This window comes from Gardnerella sp. c11Ua_71 (assembly GCF_055818025.1).
On record NZ_JARFVR010000003.1, the window covers coordinates 25255 to 45812 of the forward strand.

The 20558-nt window shown below is 44.2% G+C and carries 8 protein-coding genes; 7 read left to right on the plus strand and 1 reads right to left on the minus strand.

Features of this window, described 5'->3' with window-relative positions; genetic code table 11:
• Positions 1 to 218 precede the first annotated feature (218 nt).
• The 4 genes from P0106_RS02855 (at position 219) to P0106_RS02870 (ending at position 5623) form a co-directional block, all read left to right on the plus strand.
• On the plus strand, positions 219 to 1202 hold the full coding sequence (locus P0106_RS02855) for a carbohydrate ABC transporter permease (RefSeq protein ID WP_020759438.1): 984 nt from the start codon (positions 219 to 221) through the stop codon (positions 1200 to 1202).
• A 49-nt stretch (positions 1203 to 1251) separates the two neighbouring features.
• Positions 1252 to 2022 (plus strand): carbohydrate ABC transporter permease, encoded by a 771-nt coding sequence (locus tag P0106_RS02860; RefSeq protein WP_225622792.1) that lies wholly within the window; start codon positions 1252 to 1254, stop codon positions 2020 to 2022.
• Positions 2023 to 2044: 22 nt separating this feature from the next.
• Positions 2045 to 4180, plus strand: coding sequence for a glycoside hydrolase family 43 protein (locus tag P0106_RS02865; RefSeq protein WP_473730410.1), 2136 nt, complete (start codon positions 2045 to 2047; stop codon positions 4178 to 4180).
• A 114-nt stretch (positions 4181 to 4294) separates the two neighbouring features.
• Positions 4295 to 5623 carry an ABC transporter substrate-binding protein gene (locus P0106_RS02870; protein ID WP_064623451.1) on the plus strand — a complete coding sequence of 443 codons (1329 nt, stop codon included), beginning with the start codon at positions 4295 to 4297 and terminating at the stop codon, positions 5621 to 5623.
• Between the two features lie 503 nt (positions 5624 to 6126).
• On the opposite strand, the gene P0106_RS02875 is transcribed toward P0106_RS02870, so the two are convergent.
• Complete coding sequence (locus P0106_RS02875) at positions 6127 to 6792, minus strand: biotin transporter BioY (protein ID WP_473730411.1); 666 nt, start codon at positions 6790 to 6792, stop codon at positions 6127 to 6129.
• A gap of 150 nt (positions 6793 to 6942) precedes the next feature.
• Here P0106_RS02875 and P0106_RS02880 point away from each other — a divergent pair, with 150 nt between their 5' ends.
• The 3 genes from P0106_RS02880 to P0106_RS02890 all read left to right on the plus strand — a co-directional run bounded on the left by P0106_RS02880 (position 6943) and on the right by P0106_RS02890 (position 20159).
• Positions 6943 to 8790, plus strand: coding sequence for an ATP-binding protein (locus tag P0106_RS02880; RefSeq protein ID WP_410309774.1), 1848 nt, complete (start codon positions 6943 to 6945; stop codon positions 8788 to 8790).
• A complete protein-coding gene (locus P0106_RS02885; protein ID WP_473730412.1) occupies positions 8787 to 10439 on the plus strand; it encodes an acyl-CoA carboxylase subunit beta in 1653 nt (550 codons plus the stop codon). Before P0106_RS02880 ends, P0106_RS02885 begins: the two co-directional genes overlap by 4 nt.
• A 171-nt stretch (positions 10440 to 10610) precedes the next feature.
• A complete protein-coding gene (locus tag P0106_RS02890) occupies positions 10611 to 20159 on the plus strand; it encodes a fatty acid synthase subunit beta domain-containing protein (protein ID WP_473730413.1) in 9549 nt (3182 codons plus the stop codon).
• Positions 20160 to 20558 lie beyond the last annotated feature (399 nt).

The following is a 20558-nucleotide window of genomic DNA, read 5'->3' on the forward strand; positions in this document are numbered from 1 at the left end:
ATTTTGAATTATCCTATACTTAAAATAGGTAAATAAAAACTGAATCGTTTCAGAGATAAGATATGAAAACGGCTATATGGGTAAGATATTTGAAGTAGTAAGTTTGTTGCTGTAGATGTTTTGCTCTTATTGATTGCTTTTTCATTAATTATTGCGAGTTTTTGTTCAATAAATCTGAAACGATACAGAAATTTACTGAACACCAACGGAGGTTTCTCATGATGTCAGCAATGGAAAACTGCACGACTAAAGGCTCTATAGATGATACTGCTGTTCATCGTAACGACTTGTCTAAAATGATGATGAAAAATAGTGGGAATAATATTGGCTCTTGGAAAACTAAGATTCGTCCATACTTATTCATAGCTCCATTGGTTATCCTTTCAGGTTTCTTTATCTATTATTGCATAGGTTTTACAATTGCAACTTCATTCACTGACTGGGATGGTATTTCAAAGGAGATGGACTTTATTGGTTTAAAAAACTATATTAAGTTGCTTGTTCCAAATTCTATTTTCTGGATAGCGTTAAAAAACAATATAATATTTATGGTAGTTACTGTGTTCATCCAGGCTGCACTTGGTCTGCTTCTTGCTGTTATTCTCAAGGAACGTTTACGAGGATCTAGTTTATTTAAAGCAGTTTTCTTTATGCCGATTGCGATGGCTCCTGTTATTATTGCTGCTATTTTTCGAATAATTATGGATACTAATGTAGGTGCTATTAATGAAGCATTGCGTTTTCTACATCTTGGTTTCTTGTCGCAAAGTTGGTTGGGTAATCCACGTATAGCACTTTATTCTATATGCGCTATCAATATATTTGAGTGGATGGGCTTTTCAATGATTATTTATTACGCAGGTCTTATGTCAATTCCTGATGATATTTACGAGGCAGCTAAAATCGATGGATGTGGTTTTTGGAATACTCTTTTTAGAATAACTATTCCAAATCTTTCTGGAACTACTAACACTTTGATTCTTTTAGGCATTGTGGGTTCTCTTAAAACTTTTGATATTGTTATTCAAACCACTGGTGGAGGTCCTAGCCGTTCTACTGAATTCCTAAACACTTACCTATATAAGACAGGTGTTCAACAGTTTAATGGGGGTCTCTCTGCATCTATTGGAGTAATGATTCTGATTATTTCTGTTGTTCTATCAATAATTCAAGTTGTTATTAATGATCGATCTAACAGATGATTAAGGAAAGGATATTACAATGAAACGTAAAGTAAGCACGACCGCTATTATGTATGTTGTACTTGTATTCTTTCTTTTGATTTGGCTTTTTCCAATAGCTACTGCAATATCTAAATCTCTTAACTTCAACGGTTTTAAAAGTTATGAGTCAGTAATAACTAATGAAAATGTACATTATTTCAAAGTAGTATTTAATTCATTCCTCATATCTATATCTACTGTCGTAATAGTTGTATTTATAACATCGCTTGCGGGTTTTGCTTTTTCAAAAATGAAATTCACTGGAAGAAAAGTTATTTATATATTAATGCTCGCTTGCATGGCTGTTCCAATTGCTTCGGTAACAATGCCATTATTCTTCACAATAAAAACTTTTGGACTGATCAATACGTATATTGGTATGATTATTCCACTTGTTGCATTTAATGCTTTGCAAATGCTTTTGCTATGGAAAAATTATTTTGATTGTATACCTAACGAAATCATTGAAGCCGCGAGAGTAGATGGTTGTTCTACTTGGAGTATTTATTCACGCATACTTATACCAATTTCCACGCCTATGGTAGCTACTACTGGAGTTCTAACATTTGTATATAGCTGGAATGAGTATTTAATTCCTCTGTTACTTATACGAGATGAAAGTAAGTACACTGTCACTCTGGCATCAACATATTTTATGGAAACAAGAAGTCAAACTCCAGAGATGATTTCACAAGAATATGCTGCATTGATTCTTATGACAATACCGTCAGTAATTGTTTACATGATTAGTCAAAAATGGCTTCAGTCTGGTATTACTGCTGGAGCAGTAAAGAACTAAGCAAATGTATAGGAGTAATACTATGGGTTCATTAAACGTAGGATGCGTCGATGTTAGCAATAATGTGAATTCAAGTGCATTACATAATGAGTGCAATTCCGATTTTTGTTTAAACATGTTGTTGACTGAAAAACACTATAGTAATCCAGTTCAGTATTCTGATGGTGAAAAACATACTGCTCCTGATCCATTTGTGATTCGATATCGTAATTTGTACTATTGCTATGCTACTGACAAAAATGGTGTTTTAGTTTCAACATCTACAGACATGGTTCGTTGGGTATCACATGGTTATTGTTACACAGAAAATAATAGAAAGAATTTTTGGGCACCTTCTGTAATTTTGATTAATGGTATTTTTTATATGTATTTTTCAAATATGCCACAGTGTGAAAATGATACTCATACAGAAATTATGCGTGTTGCTGTAAGTAAAAATCCTCTTGGTCCATTTGAAAAGAAAGCTGAACTATTTGATACATTCGCTATTGATTCACAGGTTGTTGTTGGAGATGATAATCAGTTATACATGCTGTATGCGGATAATCAGGCATGTGGTTTATCTAATTTACGACCTGGTACTTCTGTGATGATTGACAGAATGGTAAGCCCATACAAGCGAGAAGGATCTCCGAAGCCATTAATTTTACCTACAATGGATGAAGAAATTTTTGCTCGTAATCGTTTTGGAGATGGGAGAGATTGGCATACTGTAGAAGGTGCTACATACTTTACTTTCCGAGACAAAGGTTTTATCACCTATTCTGCCAATGCTTATGAGCATGAAGATTATTTTGTTGGGTATTCAGTTGCTACATTACCTAAGGTTCCTTCTGATAGGCATATAGACAAGCTTTCATGGGTAAAGCAATGTAATAATGGTCATTTTGATCCACTTATTATACGTTCTGATAAAGTTGAAGGTACTGGTCATAACTCTATAGTAAAAGCACCAAATGGGGTTGATGATTGGGTGGTTTATCATGGTCGTGATGCTTCAGATGAATTGCATGATGGTACTGAGAAACGTGTTATGCGTATAGATCCTCTATACTATTCAGAGGGATTGCTCGATACTACTGGACCTTCAAATTGCGTATGTGATGCTCCTTTATCTGCTGATGTATGCACTGATTTTACTGATGGAATTCCATCGGATTGGAATATAATATCTGGTTCTGCACATGTTCTGGAAATTGATGGACAACCTTCTATATCTTCTTATGATCGTGATGGTTTTTCGGCAATTTCTCCTCTTATTTCTTCAACGTTAACTATTAGTTTGTGGGTGAAGGGTGGTAATGGTCCGTTAGGATCTAGATTTGGCTTAATCCCTCGTTATTTTGATAACAATAATTACACTTACGTTCTGGTTGATGTTGGATTGCATTGTTTGCAAGTGATAGATAGTGTATCTGGAATAGTTAGACAGATAAATACTATATTGCCTTCTGACATAAATTTATCTTATTGGCATGAGCTAGTTGTATCACGTGAATACGGAATTTTGGCAGCTCGTCTTGATGGTCGATATGTAGCGACGATAAGTGATATTAGCTCAGAACAAGGATTTTGTGGTGTAATTGTAAAAGATAATGATTCTGCAATTTCGTCTTTCTCTGCTGTAAATCATGTTAATTTATGGGGAAAGTCTCTATGCAATATTGTGAACGAGATTAATGTTGTCGATCGTTTTCGTCTTACAAGCAATGAGGTGGAACCGTTTAATGTTACTTCATCGCGAATGAGATTACGCAATTTGCTTAATGGTAACCGTTGTGTAATAGACTTTGCGCTTACTAATGATCGCTCGGAGTCAGTAATTAATATAGGCAAATACAGCTTAGTGGTATGTATGAATTGTATTGATTTATTGCGTGATGGAAAATCTATTATAGCTTGTGAAGAACCGTCGAGATTGAACTTGCAAGATGATGCAAGAAGAGATATTAGAGGACGAGTATTGAGGACTGTGCGCCTTGCTGCTTCTGATAGGATGCTTTTTGTTCATGTGCGTAATCATAGTTGGCGCTTGCCATTTATTGGAAACAAAGTAGTAGATATTACCCTTAGTGAAGCTTCCATAACTGGATATACTCGTACCTCATTAGGTATTTCAGTTGATAAATCCGTAGAACACGTGGAGAAAGGAGTGTGAAAAACTGAATAAATTGCACTATAATCTTGGCAATTTGTCAGGGTTAAGTAGATATCACAAAGAAGTGAAAACTATTGCGTTGATGAAAGACGCTAATAAAACAAGGAGAATACTATGTTTAAAAAGAATAAGATTATTGCAGCTTTAGGAGCAGTTGCCATGTCAATTGGACTCTTTGCTGGATGCGGTTCAAGTTCTGCTAGTAAATCTGATGAGGGGTTAGGAACAACTGATAAGCCTATCACTTTGACATTTTGGACATGGCAGCCTACTGATGCTCAATGGAAGAGAATTTATTCTGTTTTTAATAAGAAATATCCGAATATTAAAATCAAGTGGTGGCGTACCTCTGAAATGTCTGATTATCAGAAAAAACTACAAACAGCTATGGCAGGGGGCGATGGCCCAGATATATTCGGAGTACAGGCTGGGTCTACTGTTGAACAATATGGTCGTTTTGCTGCGGATATGAAAAAGCTCGCTAACAAGTACATGCCAGAATGGGATTCTAAAGTTTCTAAAGGAGCTGTTGAACAAACAACCAATATGAGCGGAAAAATGGTTGCAATGCCTACAATCACGTCTGGATCTGAGTATATTTTATACAATAAAACTCTTCTTGACGAGAATGGTGTTAAGGTTCCTCATTCATACAATGAACTTTTGGAAACAAATAAAATTCTTACATCCAAAGGATTAATGCCTCTTGCTCTTGGTGCTAAAGATGGGTGGCATCTTGATGACATTTTTGTATGGCTGTCAAATCAGTATGGAGAGGGTGACATATATTCTGCAGCAGCTGGAAAGAAATCTTTCACTGACAAAACTTTTGTTAAAACCATGAAGGCTTGGAAAAAGATGATAGCTGATGGATTGTTCCAAGATGGTGCTGTAGGAACATCCACATATCCAGATGCTCGTGATAATTACTTCTATGCTCGTAAAACCGCATTTTTCCCTACAGGTTCTTGGCATGTTTCTGCTGTTTTACCAAATGAAGAGACTAAGGGAACTGCAATTGAGAAAGATGAATTAGGTATGATTGAATTTCCTGCAATAGGAAATAAAAATTCTGGTTCCACTACTGGCGTTGACTTCGGTTTGTGTGTTAACAAAGACTCCAAAAAGAAGGAAGCTGCAATGAAATTCATTGAGTTTATGACTATTGGCGATGGACAACAGGAGTGGATTAACACTTTGCAAGGCGCTCCAGTAGATAAAGACATGAAGGTCAAAATTCCAGATGATGCGACACAATCGGCTAAGATTTCTATTGATCTTGTCACTGAAGGTCAGGCTCGTTCAAAACTTGCGCGAAAGTTAGCTTATCAGGAGATTAATGATGAAATTGCAGTGCAAATGCAGAAAATCTATACAGGAGACGCTACTGTAGAATCTGCGTTGAAAGCAATTCAGACAGTAAGTGAGAGTGTTAGTCGGTAAATTCTGATTTCATTTTATATATATTTTCAAATTGTAAGGCGCTTTCATGCATATGCAATGTGGCGCCTTACATGTTTTGAAATAAATATGAAGTAGTTGGCAATACGCATATTGAAAGATATTTTGTTCATTGCACAATATCTATTTTGGCATTTGTACGTATAACTGTACCTGAGATAAAATAGTTCAAGAAAGCATAATAGGTACTATTATCTAGTTTCTACAAAATCGATGAATTTTCCTATAGCATATGAATAGTTAGGGTATGCGTCGTATTAAGTATCGTTTATTTTTGCCCGCGTTTGTAGTCATATTTGCTTAAAAAGGGAACAAACGCGGGAGGAGGGATTGCGCGATTAGCGTTTAGAACAAAAAAGACCGCAGCGACGAGACTGCGGTCTTAGATAGTTAGCGCGTTACGAATCACGCATCACGAATAGCGCGCTACGCATTACGCATAACGCATTACGATTAGCGCATAACGCATAACGCATTACGATTAATCACGCATTGTGATTGCGCTTAAACGCGCCATACAATCCTGCGCAAGCGGCGCTAGCGATTGCAGCCTTAATAATATCGCCAACAATAAAGCCAGTAGAAGCAACGGCGATTGCCCAAACAGGCAAGTGCATCATAAGCGATTGGCCTACAAATCCAAATGCGTAAATCACAAGAGAACCAACAACAGATGCGGCAAAATACGCGCCAAATCGTGCAAATTTCTTAGCAACAGAATCCTCTGGCATAGCGGCATTAACAACGCCTTCGAGCGCAGACTTTACAAGCGCAATCACAGCTACACCGAACACGAATCCAACAAGGAATCCAACGCTAGGACCTGCAAAAGCCACAACGCCGCTCTTTCCGCCTGCAAACACTGGCATTCCAGCAGCACCAATCGCAAGGTACATAAGCACAGAGCTAACGGCTTGGCGCCAAGTCAAAGTAAGACCAGCCAAAGCCAAAACCAAAGTTTGCAAAGTTACAGGAACAGGAGTTCCAGGGATCGGCAATGCGCCAGCCATAGTAGCAGCGCTAATAAGAACAGTAAACAAAAACGCCTTAGCAAATGGAACAGCCAAACGATTAACGCCAAAAGCCTTAGATGCAACTGCGCTAGAGTTTGCGCCAGAGTTTGCGCCAGAGTTAGATTCAAAATTAGCCACGATATCCTTCTTTCGTATTGTTTTTCGTTGCTGAATCAAAGATTAGACAAAAATCACCAGCTGCGCGTTGGAGAAGTTTACAAAAAATCGCATAATGTTTTGTTCAAATTCACGGATACTATAAGCCAAATTTCCTATAACTTGTAACGTATGGTTACGAATATCAAAAAAATACTTGTTGCAAATCGCGGCGAAATCGCGCTTAGAGTGATTCGCACTGCTCAAGAAATGGGAATACAAACTGTAGCTATTTATGCGGCATCCGACCGCCAAGCACAGTATGTTGAGATGTCAAGCGAAGCGTACGCGCTTTCTGGAGACACGTATAGAGACACTTATTTAAATGAAGACGCGATTATAGACATTTTGCATAAAAGCGGAGCGGATGCTGTACACCCTGGCTATGGATTTTTATCGGAAGTAGCGAGTTTTGCGCAAAAGGTGATTGATGCTGGCGCTGTGTGGATTGGCCCGAAGCCAGAAGCTCTTATTGATTTAGGGGATAAGATAACCGCTCGGCGCGTGGCAACTCGCGCTAAAGTGCCGCCCGTACCAGGCATATCGGAGCCTGTAAAAGACATTCGAGAATTGTTGACTTTTGCGCAAACACACGGCTACCCGGTTATGATGAAGCGCACAGATGGTGGCGGTGGCCGAGGAATAACCGTTGTGCACAACGATGACGAGCTTCGCGGATTCTACATGAACCACGACGCTTTGCAAGGCGGCGACCTTGACGAGTACTTTATTGAGCGTTTTATAGACAAGGCGCGCCACGTGGAAACGCAGGTTGGCCGCGATTCGCATGGAAACTTCACCATATATTCCACGCGCGACTGCTCGGTGCAGCGCCGAAACCAAAAGTTGGTTGAGGAAGCACCAGCGCCATTCCTTACCGATGACGAGAACGCGCAGCTTCACCGATATTCTCGTAACCTATTTGAAGCTGTTGACTACGTTGGTTTGGGCACGTGCGAATATATGGTGACATCTCAACACAAAGTTTACTTCTTGGAAGTGAACCCACGATTGCAAGTGGAGCACACAGTTAGTGAGGAAGTTAGCGGACTAGATCTTGTGCGCGAACAGCTTACGATTGCCGATGGCGGTGAGCTTACGCAAAATCACCCTTCGCGCGGGCATAGCTTTGAACTTAGAATCACTTCGGAAGACCCAGCAACGAATCTTACGCCTAGCGCAGGCACACTAACAAAAATCGAGTGGCCATCTGGACCTGGAATCCGTGTGGATTCTGGAGTAGAAGTTGGAGATAGTGTGTCTCCAAAATTCGACTCCATGATGGGCAAGCTTATTGTTACGGCTCAAAATCGCGATGCGGCGATTGCTCGCGTAAGACGCGCGCTTAAGGAGCTTTGCATCGAGGGAGTGCCTACTCCTGCTAAGCTTTTTGAGCAAATTTTTAACGATCCTGATTTTACAGCGCAAGATCACGATTTTGATATTTCTACAAAATGGCTTGAACGCAAGTATTTGAACCGCACTGCTGCAGCGGCAAATGGCGGACAGCCTGCTTCTTTGGATTCCAATAAGTCTGGTGAAGACGCGCAAAATAAGCCAACTAAAATGGAGTCTTTTGTAATAGAAGTAGACAATAAGCGCGTAAAACTTACGATTCCGCAAGATATTGTAGACAATCTTACTGGCTCTGCGCGAGTTAGAAGCACAGTTCGCGCATCGCAGCCGCTTAGAGGACGAGGATTAAGAGGAGATACTCACAAGTCGGAAACGCCAAAGGATGCTCCTGGCGTGATTTCTGCTCCAATGCAAGCTGTGATTACACGCGTAAACGTTGCGGAAGGTCAGAACGTAGCTAAAGGCGATTTACTTGCTGTTCTTGAATCTATGAAAATGGAAAACTACGTTTATGCACCTGCAGCTGGCGTAGTTACTGGCATTTTTGTGGGGCCTGGAGATGGTGTAGAAGCAGGCGAAAAGCTTGTAACAATTGACGTGACTAAAGGCGGTAGTGCAAAATGAGTGCGCTTACTAAAGATGCTACACAAGTTGCAAAAGATGTTAATAAAGATGCTGCGCAAGTTAGTAAAGACGCACAAACTATGCAAAATGCGCAGCATACGCAGCCTCAGCGTGGAAAAGCAGCCGTAGAACACGCGGCTCGCCTTGCTAGAGACGCCGAGCAGAATGCTTTAGAGCGCCAGCATGCAAAGGGAAAATCCACAGCAAGAGAGCGTTTGGATTTGCTTTTTGATACGGGAACGTTTGAAGAGATCGGCCGCTTTAACGGTGGAGACATAAATAACGATATTGCAGGATGTGCTGTAATCACTGGCTTTGGCGAAGTGTACGGCAAAAAAGTGGCAGTTTATGCGCAGGATTTTTCCGTTCGTGGCGGCACGCTTGGACACACTGAAGGTCAGAAAATTTGTCATCTTCTAGACATGGCGTTGCAGCTTGGAGTTCCAGTTGTTGCGCTAATCGACTCGGGTGGCGCTCGCATTCAAGAAGGCGTTAACGCGCTTACGCAATATGGCAGAATCTTCAAAAAAACTTGTGAAGCAAGCGGTTTAATTCCGCAAATCTCACTAATTCTTGGACCTTGCGCTGGTGGTGCAGTTTATTGCCCTGCTCTTACGGATTTTATAATCATGACTCGCGAACATTCCAACATGTTTGTAACTGGTCCAGATGTTGTTAAGGCTGCCACAGGCGAGTCGATTAGCATGGACGATTTAGGCGGTGGATATGTGCATAACTCCACTTCGGGCGTTGCTCACTATTTGGGCGAAGACGAGGCAGACGCCATTGACTATGCGCGCACAATCTTGGCTTATTTGCCGCAAAATTGCAATCAAAATCCGCCAACATTCGCATACGCTGCCACGCGCGCAGACAGAGAAACCGCTAAGCAGCTTGCGACTATTGTTCCAAGCAATGATCGCCAGCCGTACGACGTTTTAGACGTTATTCGCGCAATCGTAGATTATGGCGAATTTGTGCAAGTTCAAGAGCTTTACGCGGCATCCGCAGTAGTTGGTTTTGCTTGCATAGAAGGTCATCCTGTTGGAATAGTGGCAAATCAGCCTAAAGTCAATGCTGGAATTCTAGACGTTAATTCTTCCGAAAAAGTAGCGCGATTTGTGCGATTGTGCGACGCGTTTAATCTTCCTGTTGTAACTCTTGTAGACACTCCTGGATACAAGCCGGGATCAGATCAGGAACATGCTGGAATTATTCGCAGAGGTGCAAAAGTGATTTACGCGTATGCAAACGCGCAAGTTCCGCTTGTTACTGTGATTTTACGCAAGGCTTTTGGTGGAGCGTACATTGTAATGGGCTCAAAGTCTATGGGAGCAGACTTTAACTACGCTTGGCCTACTAGCCAGATAGCGGTTTTGGGCGCTCAAGGAGCTGTGAACATTATTCATCGCAAGGATTTGCAAAAAGCAAAAGAGCGCGGTCAAGATGTTGACGCTTTAAGAAAAAAGCTTGTTGAGAATTACGAAAATACCACTGTAAACGCGAATCTTTCGCTGGAAACTGGTCAGATTGACGCAATGATAGATCCAGAGCAAACAAGAGATGTTATTGCTAATTCTTTGAAGATTTTAAGAAGTAAAAAACGTGTTTCGAGAACGGGGAAGCATCATGGAAACCAGCCAATGTGATTTGGGAATAATTCGGGAATAATTTGGGAATGATTTGGAAAGCACTCAAAAGTCGCCAGCAACCGCGCATAAAGCGACCAAAGATAAATAAATCCAAAAAACACAAATAATCCAAAAAGCACAAATAAATTTTAAAAATAAAACTTAAACCCACGAACAAAGGAAAATAAAATGACAACATACTTATTTGACCAGCTCGCACAAACACCACACATTCTTACCTTCGCAGGACAATCCACACCATGGGTGCAAGCCTTAAAAGAAACACAAAACGATGCAGAATTAAATAAAGAATTACGCGAATATAACAAATTAGCAAAAACTTTACTATCAAACATATATCCACAGTTATTAGCAAATGCTGGAAGTGACATAAACGTATTCGATGCTTTAGAAAATTCTAAAATCAACACAGCCAGCGCACAATTAAGCGTACCAGGAATCACAATTGCTCAGCTTGCAAGCGTAAAAGACTTAACAAACCTAGGCTACAACTTTGAAGTAAACAAGCCAATTGCAAGCCTTGGACACTCTCAAGGCATAATAGCCGCAAAAATAGTAGAAGCTCGTATAAAAGCAGGGTCATGGCAAAACGCGCAAAACCAAATAGCTGAACTTATAGCAATCGCATACATAATCGGAGCAGCAGCAGACCGCGAAGCGCGAATGTTAGAAATCAGTGGAAACGGCGAAAAAACACCAATGCTATCGCTAAAAGGCGTTACGTTTGAACAGGCAAAAGCCTTGATTAAGCGAGTAGAAAGAACCAGAGGCGTTATATCAATCGCAGTTAAAAACTCGCGAAATCACATTGTGCTATCAGGATATCCAGAAGACATGGAAGCCGTGCAAAATCAGGCACAGAAAGAGTCGCAGCGCTCCAAAAAAATGCGCGAAATGAAGGAACGAGGCGGATCGGTTTTTGCGCCAATTGCAGAGTATTTAGATGTTACAGTGCCATTCCATTCTCCAATCATGAAACCTGCTGTAGAGCAAGTTGAAGCCTGGGCAAAGGACGCAGGATTAGATGCTGAACTTGCACTAAAGCTTGCAAACGCTGTGCTAGTAGAGCCAGTAGATTGGGCGAAGCAAATAGCAAAAGTTTTAAATAACGTGAATGCGCGAGAGTTATACGTACTAGACATGGGTCCAGGAGAAGTGCTTGGCAAGCTAACAAACGTGCTACTACAAGGAAGCGGAGCTGGCGTAGTAGAAGTCGGGACAATGAACGCGCGCGCAAAAGCAAGCACAACTAGCGCTGCAGAAGCTGAATTATTACGTACTGGCTGCTGGGAGGATTTTGCGCCGCGAGTAATCGATACTCCAGCTGGAAAGAAAGTTGTAACAAAATTCAGCAAGCTAACAGGCAAAGCTCCTGTGCTTCTTGCCGGCATGACTCCAACCACAGTAGACCCAGAAATTGTAGCCGCCGCAGCCAACGCAGGATATTGGGCAGAACTTGCAGGCGGTGGACAAGTAACAGAAGAAGTATTCGACAGGCACATGGACTCTTTGAGCAAGCAATTGCAAGAAGGAGCAACCGTAGAATTCAACGCCATGTTTATGGACCGCTATTTGTGGAATTTGCAATTTGGCAGCAAACGTATAGTTCCAAAAAAGCGTGCTTCTGGAGCGCCAATCGACGGCGTAGTAATTTCTGCAGGAATCCCAGAGTTAGACGAAGCGAAGGAACTTGTTGAAACTCTTCAAGCCGACGGATTCCCGTATGTTGCTTTTAAGCCAGGAACAGTAGAGCAGATTCGCCAAGTAGTTCGCATTGCAAAAGCTGTTAAGCCAGCAACAATTATTGCGCAAGTAGAAGGCGGATCTGCAGGTGGCCACCACTCTTGGGAGTCGCTAGATGATTTGCTGATTAGCACTTATGCTCAAGTGCGCGAATGCAATAATTTGGTGCTTGTAGCAGGTGGCGGAATCGGCACCCCTTCGCGCGCTGCCGATTACATTAGTGGCGAATGGTCCAATAAGTACGACTTGCCAAATATGCCTGTAGATGCTGTGATGATTGGCACTGCAGCAATGACGGCAAAGGAAGCGCACACAAGCGCGCAAGTTAAGCGCATGTTGGTGGAAACGCCTGGAATCACAGAAGCAAATGATGCGTGTGTGGAAGGTCTTGGCGCGAGTGAAGATCCGTTTGCTCCGATTGGAGAGCGCTGGGTACCTTCTGGAAAGGTTGTTGGCGGAGTAACAAGCGGATTAAGCCATTTGCACGCGGATATTTACGAGATTGAGAATGCGTCCGCGCGCTGTGGTCGTCTTCTTGTTCATATGATGAAGCATCCAGAAGAGCTTTCTAGCCGCAGAGATGAAGTGATTCGCGCGCTTAACTCTACAGCAAAGCCATATTTTGGCGATGTTGAAAATATGACATATACCCAGTTTGCGCAGCGATTCCTTGATTTAAGCTATCCTTGGGCAGATCCTACTTACGCGGATCGCTACCTGCATTTGTTGCAGAGAATTGAAGCGCGTTTAATAAGCCAAGATTCTGGCGAATTTACTTCGATTTTGCCAGATATTAAGCAGGTTGCTGAAAATCCTCAGTCTGCTCTCGATTCTCTTGTGCAAGTTTTTCCTAATGCGAGCACGATGAACGTTGTTCCAATGGATGCTGCGTGGTTCCCAACCTTGGTGCGTGAATATCCTAAGCCAATGCCATTTGTGCCAGTAATTGACAATGATCTTCTTCGCTGGTGGGGTCAGGATCAGCTTTGGCAGTCGGAAGATTCGCGATATTCTGCGGATGCTGTGCGAGTAATTCCAGGACCTATTTCTGTTGCAGGCATAACCACAATGGATGAACCAATCGCGGATATTTTAGGAAGATTTGAGGCTGCGGTTATAAATCGTTCGGTTGCTGGCGACTTGCCTCTGGGCTTTAATCAAAACGCGTTTAGCCAAATAGACTGTGCGCAAAATGTTGAAGAATATGTGCGCTCATGTCCGAATATTTCTTGGATTGGTCACGTAACCAATAATCCTGCTTATAAGACGCAAAATAATAGTGAAAACTATGTTATAACCGTAATAAGTGAAGAAAATAGCGTAATTAAGCTTGATCTAGACATTAAACTAGACACGTTCTGGGATGAGCACGAAGTCGACAATGAAAATAGTGGTAAAAATAGCGTAAAGAACAGCGGCAAAAATCATGCTGTTAGAGATATCGTAATTCCGCTTATTGTAGATGCAAAGCGTGCTGGAAGCATACCAGTAGTCGACCGCGAGCGACTACCAAAACACGTTTATAACATGTTGGCAGCAACCGCAGGCATTGGAAATACTGCGATTACTGGAGATGTTTTAAGTGAAATGCCAAAAGTAGACGCAAGCCAAGAAGCGTGCGAGCAAGTTAAAAAAGAAATAGCTTGTGGAAAAGCTAACAAATCAGCCTGTGAAACAACATGTGAAACAGCCTGCGAAATACCATTTGGCGTGGTTAAATCAGCATACACGCTTTCTAGAAACCTAGGAATCGACCACGAATCTGCTACAGCTGGACGCCTGCCAGAAGGTTTGCAAGCATCAAGAATCGTGCCAGACGCGCTAGTAGGTCCAGCATGGCCAACAATATACTCAGCACTAGGATCCGTAATGGTAGACGGATACCCAGTAATTGAAGGACTACTCAACGCAGTACATTTAGACCACCTAATAGAACTAGATTTATCTACAGACGACCTGCAAAAATATGTTGGAACACGCATAAACCTCACTGGTTGGGCAGAAGATTACGCCGAATCAGCTTCTGGGCGAGTAGTGACAATACACATAATTCACAATGCGCAAGACGGAACAAAAATCGCGCACGAAACAGAACGATTCGCGATTCGTGGGCGAAGCTACAGTGCAGCACTACCAAAGTCTGCTCCAGAATACGGAGATGCGGCAGAATTACACGGATTTAGCGTAGACAACACGCCTAGAAGAGCGCTTAGACGCGTCGTAATTCGCGCACCTAAAGACATGACAGCTTTTGCGCGCACATCAGGTGACTTTAACCCAATACACACATCCAAAAGAGGAGCCGCAATCTCTGGACTTTCCGCACCTCTAGTACACGGCATGTGGCTTTCAGCAGCAGCTCAGCATGTTGCTCAAGCATTGGATGAAAAAGGCGCACGCTATGATCTTGTTGGCTGGACGTACAACATGTACGGCATGGTGCAGCTTGATGACGAAGTAGAAATCACAGTTGAACGCGTTGGAAAAGTTCGTCGCGGCGGACTTGCTTTGGAAGTTACGTGCAGAGTTGATGGGCAAATCGTGTCTAAAGCAAGCGCACTTACTCGCGCTCCACGTGCAGCATTCGTATACCCAGGTCAAGGTATTCAAAAACAAGGAATGTCATTGGATGAGCGCGCCAAATCGCCAGCTGTGCGCGAAACTTGGGAGCGCGCAGACAAACTCACTCGCGAAAAACTAGGATTCTCAATTCTTGCTGTAGTGCGAGATAATCCTAAGGAATTAACAGCAAATGGCGTAACATATCGTCATCCAGAAGGCTTGCTCAACTTAACGCAATTTACTCAAGTTGCGCTCGCTACTGTTGCTTTTGCGCAAACCGCGCGTTTAAGAGAAGCAGGATGCGATATTTGGCCTGCGTATTTTGCTGGTCATTCGCTTGGCGAATACAATGCGCTAAGCTCTTTCGCTCAAATTATTCCGCTAGAAACCGTGTTGGAACTCGTATTCCACCGCGGATCTACAATGCATCACTTGATTGAGCGAGATGCGCAAGGACGATCCAACTATCGAATGGGCGCTTTGCGTCCAAACCAGTTCGGTGTGGACGATGATGGTGTAAACGCGTACGTTGAAGGAATCTCTAAGCAAACTGGCGAATTCTTGCAAATCGTAAACTACAATTTGGCAGGTCAACAATACGCAATAGCAGGCACAATAAAAGGTTTGAAAGCTTTGGCTCAAGATTCTGCCAAGAGGGCTAAAGAGTATGGCGGTAAGCCTCCATTTATGCTTGTTCCAGGAATTGACGTGCCGTTCCACTCTCGAATTCTTCGAAAGGGTGTGCCAGAATTCCGCGACAAGCTCGATTCGCTGCTGCCGAAGCATATTGATTACTCTGTGCTTGTAGGCCGTTACATTCCAAACCTCGTGGCTTGCCCGTTTGAGCTTACGCGAGAATTTGCGCAAAAGATTTTGGATGTTGTGCCATCTGAGCGCATTGAAGCAGCTTTGGAAGATGAAACTACGTGGAAATCTTATGCAGAGGATGAGCAGAAGCTCGGTAGATTGCTTCTTACGGAGCTTCTTTCATGGCAGTTCGCTTCTCCAGTTCGTTGGATTGAAACGCAGGCTCTTATGTTTGCCGATCGCGCTCGCGGTGGTCTTGGCGTTGAAGAGTACGTTGAAGTTGGTTTAGGAAACGCGCCAACTTTGGCAAATCTTGGTGCTAAAACTCTTGCTTTGCCGGAGTTTAGTGGCGAAAAAGTGACTGTTTACAACGTTGGTCGTGACGAAGGTCGCGTTTATATGACTGACACTGATTCGCTTGTGCCTGAAGTGTTTACTGAGGAAGATAGTCAAGAAGCAAGTAGCACTGCTGATGCGACTACTGCTCCTGCAGCTCCTGCAGCAAATGTTGTCTCTGCTGCTCCTGCAGCTAATGCAGCCGCAAGCGGACCTGTAGCAGACTTGCCATTCAAAGCATCCGACGCAATCTCAATGCTTATTGCGTATAGTGCAAAAATCCGTCTTGACCAAATCGGCGACACTGATACAACTGATACGCTTACAAATGGCGTATCTTCGCGCAGAAACCAGCTTCTTATGGATATTAGTTCCGAGCTTGGCGTGGCAAGCGTGGACGGTGCTGCAGAAGCTCCAATGAGTGCGCTTAAAAAGTTAGTTGATTCGGTTGCTCCTCGCTATAAAGCTTTTGGTGCCGTGCTTTCCGATATTGTGCGCGAACGTTTGCGTGCGCTTTTCGGTGCAGCCGGTGTGAAACCAGCGCAAATTGACAAGCGAATCTCTGAAGTCTGGCAACTTGGAGAAGGCTGGCGTGCGCACGTTCTTGCGGCTTTGGTTTTGCAAACGCGTGAAGGTGCTAGCGTGCGCGGTGAAAATCTTGCGCAACTTTCAACTGATCCTGCAAAGAATACTGCTGCAGCTGACGCTTTAATCGACGCAGCAATTGCACAAGTTGCTCAAGCTCACGGCGTTAGCGTTTCTCAGCCTGGTGCTGCTGGCGCAGCCGGCGGTGCTGTTGTTGATTCTGCAGCTCTTGACGCTTTCGCTCAGCAGGTTGTTGGCGCAGATGGCATACTTGCTGCAACTGCTAAGTTTGTGCTAGCAAAGCTTGGTGTTGAGGCTCCTAAAGCAGAAACTGAAAGTGACGAAAATGCTGCTGTTGTATCTGCTGTTGAAGCTGAGCTTGGTGCAGATTGGCCAAAGCAGGTGGCTCCTCGATTTGATGAGCGAAAGGCAATTCTTTTCGACGACCGCTGGGCTTCGGCTCGCGAAGACGTTGCTCGCTTGTACTACAAGTATGCTGGAAAGAATGTTGATATTCAGGTAAATGAAGTTTCTGAAATCTTAAATGATTTTGGTAGTTTCCTTGGTGCAGGGGAAGCAGTAGCTTCGGAAGCTGAGTGGTTTGCAAGTCTTTCTAAATCTCGCGAATTAAACAATCTTGCAACAGTATTTAATGGTATTGCTCGCGATTCTCGCACTAAACTTGCGCAAAACAACGTCGATACTGCTCAAGCAACTCGTTTTGCAGGAGAAGTTGCAGTAGTTACAGGCGTTGCTCCTAACTCGATTGCTGCTCGCGTAGTAATGGGCTTGCTTAAGGGTGGAGCTACGGTTATTGCAACTTCGCACAGTTTCAAGCCGAGCGTTAAGTCTTGGGCAAAGAAAGCGTATCGCGAAAACGCTCAAATGGGCGCAAAGTTGTGGCTTGTGCCAGCAAACTTGTCTAGTTATCGCGATGTCGATGCGCTTGTAAAGTGGGTTGGCACAGTTTCGAAGAAAGTTAGCGGCGCAACTACTACTATTTTGAAGCCTGCTTACGAGCCGAGCATGTTCTTCCCGTTTGCAGCTCCACCAGTTCACGGTACTTTGGCTGATTCTGGTTCGCTTTTTGAATCGCAATCGCGCTTGATGCTGTGGGGTGTGGAGCGTGCAATCGCCGGATTTGCACAAATTGGAGCAGATACGGATGTACAACATCGTATGCACGTTGTGTTGCCTGGCTCTCCAAACCGCGGTATGTTCGGCGGCGATGGTGCCTACGGCGAAGTCAAGAGCGCTTTTGACGCTATTGTGAACCGTGCGCATGCGGAAAGCGTGTGGTCGGATCGCGTGACTTTCGCGCATCCTAAGATTGGATGGGTGCGTGGAACCGGCTTAATGGGCGGAAATGATCCGCTTGTGGCTGTAGTTGAGCGTCACGGATTAACTACCTACTCTACGCAAGAAATGGCAGATCGTTTGCTCGATTTGTGCACGAAGGAAGCGCGAGAGCAGGCAGCAATTGCGCCTTTGGATGTTGATTTTACGGGCGGATTAGGCAAGGAGCCTCTTGATTTGAATGCTCTTCGTGCAGAAGCACTGGAAGATCAGAAGCGTGCTGAAGCTGCGGAAGCTGCAGAAGAAGCTGCAGAATCTTCTGTTAAATCAACTGCTAAATCAACCAACAAAGCACTTCCAACGCCTTACGTGCCAACTCAGCCGCGAGTCAACTTGGCTGATTGGAAGAACGTAACAGCGCGTCCAGAAGACGAAATTGTAATCGTCTCAGTCGGCGAACTTGGACCATGGGGTTCTGGACGTACTCGTTTCGAAGCAGAACTTGGAATTCGCGAAGATGGATCCGTGGAGCTTTCTGCAGGAGCAGTACTGGAATTGGCTTGGAATATGGGCTTGCTTACTTGGCAGGATTCACCAAAGCCAGGCTGGTATGATGCGGACGGCACGCTTGTTCCAGAAGAAGATATTGCAGAGAAATATCGCGATGAAGTAGTGGCGCGCTCCGGTATTCGACCATTCGAAACCGGCATGGGCGGCGACTACAAGGATGGAGCGAACGAAGAAGAAGCAGAAATCTTCCTCGATCACGACGTGAGTTTCAGCGTTCCAACAGAAACAATTGCGCGCGAATACGTGGCGCTTGACGAATCGCACACTGAGATTGCTCGCGATGCAGAATCTGGCGAATGGACTGTTACGCGCAAGGCAGGTTCTATGATTCGCGTGCCGCGTAGGGCTGCAATGACCAGAACCGTCGGTGGACAATTCCCTAAGGGCTTCGATCCGCTGAAGTGGGGTATTCCAGCTTCAATGGTTGGAAGTGTTGACACGATTGCGCTGTGGAATATTGTCACAACTGTAGACGCTTATATTTCTGCTGGTTTCACGCCTTCGGAGATTTTGCAATCTGTGCATCCGTCAATGGTTGCTTCCACGCAAGGAACCGGTTTCGGCGGCATGAGCTCAATGCGAAAACTGTATTTGGATCGCTTCCTTAACCACGAAATTCCTACGGACGTATTACAAGAGGCACTTCCAAACGTTGTTGCAGCTCACGTAATGCAAACCTATATCGGCGGCTACGGAAATATGGTTCAGCCGGTGTCTGCATGCGCAACTGCGGCGGTTTCGCTCGAAGAAGGCGTCGACAAGATTGCTCTCGGCAAAGCTGACTTCGTAGTAACTGGCGCAATTGACGATATCGGCGTGGAATCCGTAGTTGGCTTCGGCAATATGAACGCAACTGCCAATAGCGAAGAAATGTATGCGAAGGGCATCGATCCACGATTCTTCTCTCGCGCAAACGATCGCAGACGCGGCGGCTTCCTTGAAGCTCAAGGCGGCGGTACGATTTTGGTTACGCGCGGCGATATTGCGTTGAAGCTTGGCTTGCCTGTTGCTGGTGTGGTTGGTTTCATTCACTCCTACGCTGACGGCATTCACACTTCTATTCCTGCTCCGGGCTTGGGTGCTTTGGCTGCGGGCATGGGTGGAGCTAAGTCTAAGCTCGTGCGTGATTTGGCAGCTCTCGGCGTTACTCCGGACGATATTGCTGTGGTTTCTAAGCACGATACTTCTACGAATGCAAACGATCCGAACGAATCCGAGCTGCACAATACTCTTGCGCACGCAATCGGACGCACGGACGGAAATCCACTGTTCGTAATCAGCCAAAAGACGCTGACCGGACATGCAAAGGGTGGTGCGTGCATCTTCCAAATCAACGGTTTGACACAACTGTTTAGAAGTGGCGTAATCCCTGGAAACGCATCACTTGACTGCGTGGATCCTAAGCTTGCGCGCGACGACCACATGGTTTGGTTGCGTGAGCCGATGCGCATTGGCGATTGTGCAGGTTCTTGTGCAGTGAAGGTTGCTCTCGCAACTTCGCTCGGCTTCGGTCACGTTAGCGGATTTGTGGCATTAGTTCACCCTGGTGCGTTTGAGGCTGCTGTGGCAGCTAGCGCTGGTGCGGATGCGCTTAAGAATTGGCGTACCAAGGCGAATGCGCGTTTGGCTGCGGGCCAGAGGCGATTTGAGGAAGGCATGATGGGTCGATCTGCTTTGTTCGAGCCTGTTGAGAATCGTCACTTGCTGAAGGATGGCACGCGCCTTCCGGATGGCACTCGCTACGATGGTCACGAAGCAGAAAAAGCTATGCTGCTAAACCCAGACGCTCGCCTAGATGCAAGCGGCTACTATTGCTAGCGTAGACATGAGTGTGGCTAATCTGCAATAGCGATTTTCCCGAGAATGTTGCTCAAATCGGCGTGTTGAGCTACAAAGTCGGGAGATTTTTCCCGAGAATGTTGCTCAAAACGGCAAAATCAACAACAAAATGCGGAAATGTTGCTCGCGCGGATTAGCCGCGCTGTTCCTAACGGCTATTAGTAGCCGTTAGGCTGATTTGGCATGTAAAGTCCACTGGACTTTACATGCCAAATCACGCTTTGAAGGAGCTTGAAATGCGTTATGCAATTTCAAGATCAGTCAAAGCGCCCATGCAAGTCGATTCGCACACAAGCTTGTGCGGGTTCGCACTACATGTGCAACTAATATCGCAGTTGTATTTTTGACTTTTGTAAAAATTGCAAAAGTGTTACAATA

Excerpts from the sequence above, each read along its gene's own strand:
- P0106_RS02855 (WP_020759438.1), top strand. The coding sequence starts at position 219 with ATGATGTCAGCAATGGAAAACTGCACGACTAAAGGCTCTATAGATGAT.
- P0106_RS02860 (WP_225622792.1), top strand. The coding sequence starts at position 1,252 with ATGTATGTTGTACTTGTATTCTTTCTTTTGATTTGGCTTTTTCCAATA.
- P0106_RS02865 (WP_473730410.1), top strand. The coding sequence starts at position 2,045 with ATGGGTTCATTAAACGTAGGATGCGTCGATGTTAGCAATAATGTGAAT.
- P0106_RS02870 (WP_064623451.1), top strand. The coding sequence starts at position 4,295 with ATGTTTAAAAAGAATAAGATTATTGCAGCTTTAGGAGCAGTTGCCATG.
- P0106_RS02880 (WP_410309774.1), top strand. The coding sequence starts at position 6,943 with ATGGTTACGAATATCAAAAAAATACTTGTTGCAAATCGCGGCGAAATC.
- P0106_RS02885 (WP_473730412.1), top strand. The coding sequence starts at position 8,787 with ATGAGTGCGCTTACTAAAGATGCTACACAAGTTGCAAAAGATGTTAAT.
- P0106_RS02890 (WP_473730413.1), top strand. The coding sequence starts at position 10,611 with ATGACAACATACTTATTTGACCAGCTCGCACAAACACCACACATTCTT.